This is a genomic window from Halomonas sp. AOP22-C1-8 (assembly GCF_052378905.1).
Classification (GTDB): domain Bacteria; phylum Pseudomonadota; class Gammaproteobacteria; order Pseudomonadales; family Halomonadaceae; genus Vreelandella; species Vreelandella citrativorans.
The window spans coordinates 1-2,686 of sequence record NZ_JBQSYD010000061.1; the positions used below are offsets into that span (position 1 = coordinate 1).

A 2,686-nucleotide genomic window follows, 5' to 3' on the forward strand; every position below is an offset into this window, starting at 1 on the left:
GTAAGCGTTCATTCTAAGACGTCCTGCCGCCCGGCTGACATTCGCCCTACAGTAACCTCACATTTGCCCACACGAGGTTACCCCCATGAGAAAGCACCGCACCCCGGAACAGTGGCAGGCCCTGGTTGACCAGCATCGTGACAGTGGTCTGTCAGCTTCGCAGTTTTGTAAACAAGAGAACATTGGCTATTCCAGCTTCTGCAACTGGCGAAAGCGCCTGTCCGATCAGCCGACCGATAATTCGACAGACTCTGGAGAAGCCAGCTTTCTCGATTTGTCGTCACTGATGGGCACGTCGCCATCATCCGGCTTAGGCTGGAATATTGTGCTCAGCCTGGGTAACGGCGTCGAGCTACGGCTGAGCCAGAACGGATGATCGGGCTCGATAGCCAGGCGCGCATCTGGCTATGTACCGAACCCACAGACATGCGCAAATCCTTCCGGGGCCTGAGCGCCCTGGTTCGGAATCAGTTGAAGCACGACCCGCTCAGTGGCCAGTATTTCGTCTTCGTCAATCGTCGCAAGACCCAGATGAAGATGCTGTACTTCACCGCCACCGGTTATTGCCTGTGGGCCAAGCGCCTGGAGCAGGGCCAGTTCCGGGTGCCGTTATCCGCCTCCGGGCAGCGAGCCCTGACCCTGACGGATCTGCAACTGCTGATCGATGGCATCGAGGTGCAGAAATATCGCCAGTTCAAGCGTTTTCGAGGGGTATAGAAGGCCGACTTTCGATATAATATCGGCCATGAATTCAACCGCTTCCGCTCCTTCTTCCAATGCACCTTCCTACTCGGCTCTGGCCGAGGAGAATGCCGTGTTGCGGGAGCAGTTGGGAGCCCAGGCAGAAGCGATTCGTCAGCTGACGCATCAACTGGACTGGTTCAAAAAGCAGCTGTTCGGTCCCAAATCCGAGAAGCAGGTGTTCGATCTTCCCGGGCAGGACAGCTTGTTCCAGCCAGAGGAAGCGCCGCTACCGGCGCCGCCTGCTGACGAAGAAGAACGCCCCATCAAGGCCTATCAGCGTGGCACCGGCAAGAAGCAGCGCGACGATGGCTGCCTGAACGACACCGGTCTGCGCTTTACCTCTGATGTGCCGGTGGAAGTCATAGAGTATCTGCCGCCAGAGCTGACAGGGCCGGAGGCCGATCAGTACGAAGTAATCGGCAGTAAGACCACCTACCGGCTGGCCCAGCGGGCCTCCAGTTACGTGGTGCTGAAGGTGGAGCGCCCGGTGTTCCGGCGCAAGGGGAGTGACAAGCCCATCACCACGCCGGCCCCGTTCAACGTGCTGGACAACAGCCTGGCCGATGTCAGTCTGCTGGCCGGGTTGCTGGTGGACAAGTTCCAGTTCCACCTGCCGCTGTACCGTCAGCACCAGCGCATCCAGCAAGCCGGTATCACAATCAGCCGCAGCACCCTGACCAATCTGGTCAAGCGCGTGATCGACCTGCTTCGGCCCATTGTGGATGCCCAGACCGACAACGTGCTGCGCAGTCGGGTGCTGGCCATGGATGAAACGCCGATCAAGGCCGGTCACCAGGGTCGGGCGGGCCCGCAAAAAGGCAAGTTGAAATCCGGCTGGTTCTGGCCGTTATACGGCGATGCCGACGAGGTGGTGTTCACCTACTCGAACAGCCGTGGGCGTGCCCACATCGAAGCCATCCTCAGCGAATCGTTCAACGGCACGCTGATCAGTGACGGCTACGCGGCCTATGCCCGCTACGCTGCTGCCCAAGAGAACGTCACCCACGCCCAGTGCTGGGTGCATAGCCGCCGTTATTTTATCGAGGCGCAGAAGGATCACCCGGAAACCGTCACCGAGGCCCTGCAACGAATCGCAGCGCTGTACCGGAATGAAGAAACCATCAGAACCCACGGGCTGACTGGCGAGAAGAAACGTCAGTACCGGTTGGAACACTCGAAACCGGTCGTTAGCGGCTTCTTCCAGTGGTGCCGGGATCAGTTGGCGTCAGGCGGCCTGGTGCCGAGCGATCCACTGACCAAAGCTCTGAACTACGTGCTCAGCCGGGAAGCCAGCCTGAGCGTATTCCTGGAAAACCCAGACGTGCAGCCAGACACCAACCACCTCGAGCGGGCACTACGCCCCATTCCCATGGGCAAGAAAAACTGGATGTTCTGCTGGACTGAATTGGGGGCGGAACACCTGGGCATCATCCAGAGTCTGATCAGCACCTGCAAGCTGCACAATATTACCCCCTACACTTACCTGGTGGACGTGCTGCAACGCATCAGCCAGCATCCGGCCAGTGACGTCAGCGACCTGACGCCTCGTCTCTGGAAAACCCGGTTCGCCGAGAATCCGCTACGGGCGCTGATCGATCCACGCCATCCTGACCGACAGAACAAACAGCCGGAGGCCACCGTTCATGCGCATTGACGACATGAGCATCGACCAGTTGCTGGAACTGAATCAATACATCTGCCGGCGAATTGATGAACTGCGTGACCGGGAGAACCTCCAGGCGCTGAGCCAGTTGCGGGTGGGCCTGAAAGTGACCTTCGAGAGCCGGGAAGGCCCCGTGCTGGGGATTGTCACCAAGATCAACCGCAAGAGCGTGATCGTGCTGGATGAGGATGGCAGGAAGCAGTACAAGGTCTCGCCGGAGTTATTGAGACCTCTCCGGGACGTGAAGTAGGTCAACTACGTCTTGGAATGAACGCTTAC

Annotated in this window: 4 protein-coding genes; all 4 read left to right on the forward strand. The window is 59.0% G+C overall.

The annotated features are described in order from the left end of the window. Positions 1-85 precede the first annotated feature (85 nt). Genes tnpA through ACT3TY_RS17825 form a run of 4 tightly spaced genes read left to right on the forward strand, consistent with a single transcriptional unit; the run spans position 86 to position 2,657 of the window. On the forward strand, positions 86-376 hold the full coding sequence (gene tnpA / locus ACT3TY_RS17810) for an IS66 family insertion sequence element accessory protein TnpA (RefSeq protein WP_022519766.1): 291 nt from the start codon (positions 86-88) through the stop codon (positions 374-376). Next, the gene (gene tnpB, locus ACT3TY_RS17815; RefSeq protein ID WP_016915087.1) at positions 373-717 is read left to right on the forward strand and encodes an IS66 family insertion sequence element accessory protein TnpB; all 345 of its coding nucleotides are present in this window, start codon (positions 373-375) and stop codon (positions 715-717) included. The genes tnpA and tnpB overlap by 4 nt, the downstream gene beginning before the upstream one ends. A 28-nt stretch (positions 718-745) precedes the next feature. Continuing rightward, the gene (tnpC, locus tag ACT3TY_RS17820) at positions 746-2,398 is read left to right on the forward strand and encodes an IS66 family transposase (protein WP_022519765.1); all 1,653 of its coding nucleotides are present in this window, start codon (positions 746-748) and stop codon (positions 2,396-2,398) included. Continuing rightward, positions 2,388-2,657, forward strand: a complete 270-nt coding sequence (locus ACT3TY_RS17825) for a hypothetical protein (protein ID WP_022519664.1) — start codon at positions 2,388-2,390, stop codon at positions 2,655-2,657. The genes tnpC and ACT3TY_RS17825 overlap by 11 nt, the downstream gene beginning before the upstream one ends. Positions 2,658-2,686: the final 29 nt, after the last annotated feature.

Coding starts and splice junctions, on each gene's coding strand:
- tnpA (WP_022519766.1), top strand. CDS start 86: ATGAGAAAGCACCGCACCCCGGAACAGTGGCAGGCCCTGGTTGACCAG.
- tnpB (WP_016915087.1), top strand. CDS start 373: ATGATCGGGCTCGATAGCCAGGCGCGCATCTGGCTATGTACCGAACCC.
- tnpC (WP_022519765.1), top strand. CDS start 746: ATGAATTCAACCGCTTCCGCTCCTTCTTCCAATGCACCTTCCTACTCG.
- ACT3TY_RS17825 (WP_022519664.1), top strand. CDS start 2,388: ATGCGCATTGACGACATGAGCATCGACCAGTTGCTGGAACTGAATCAA.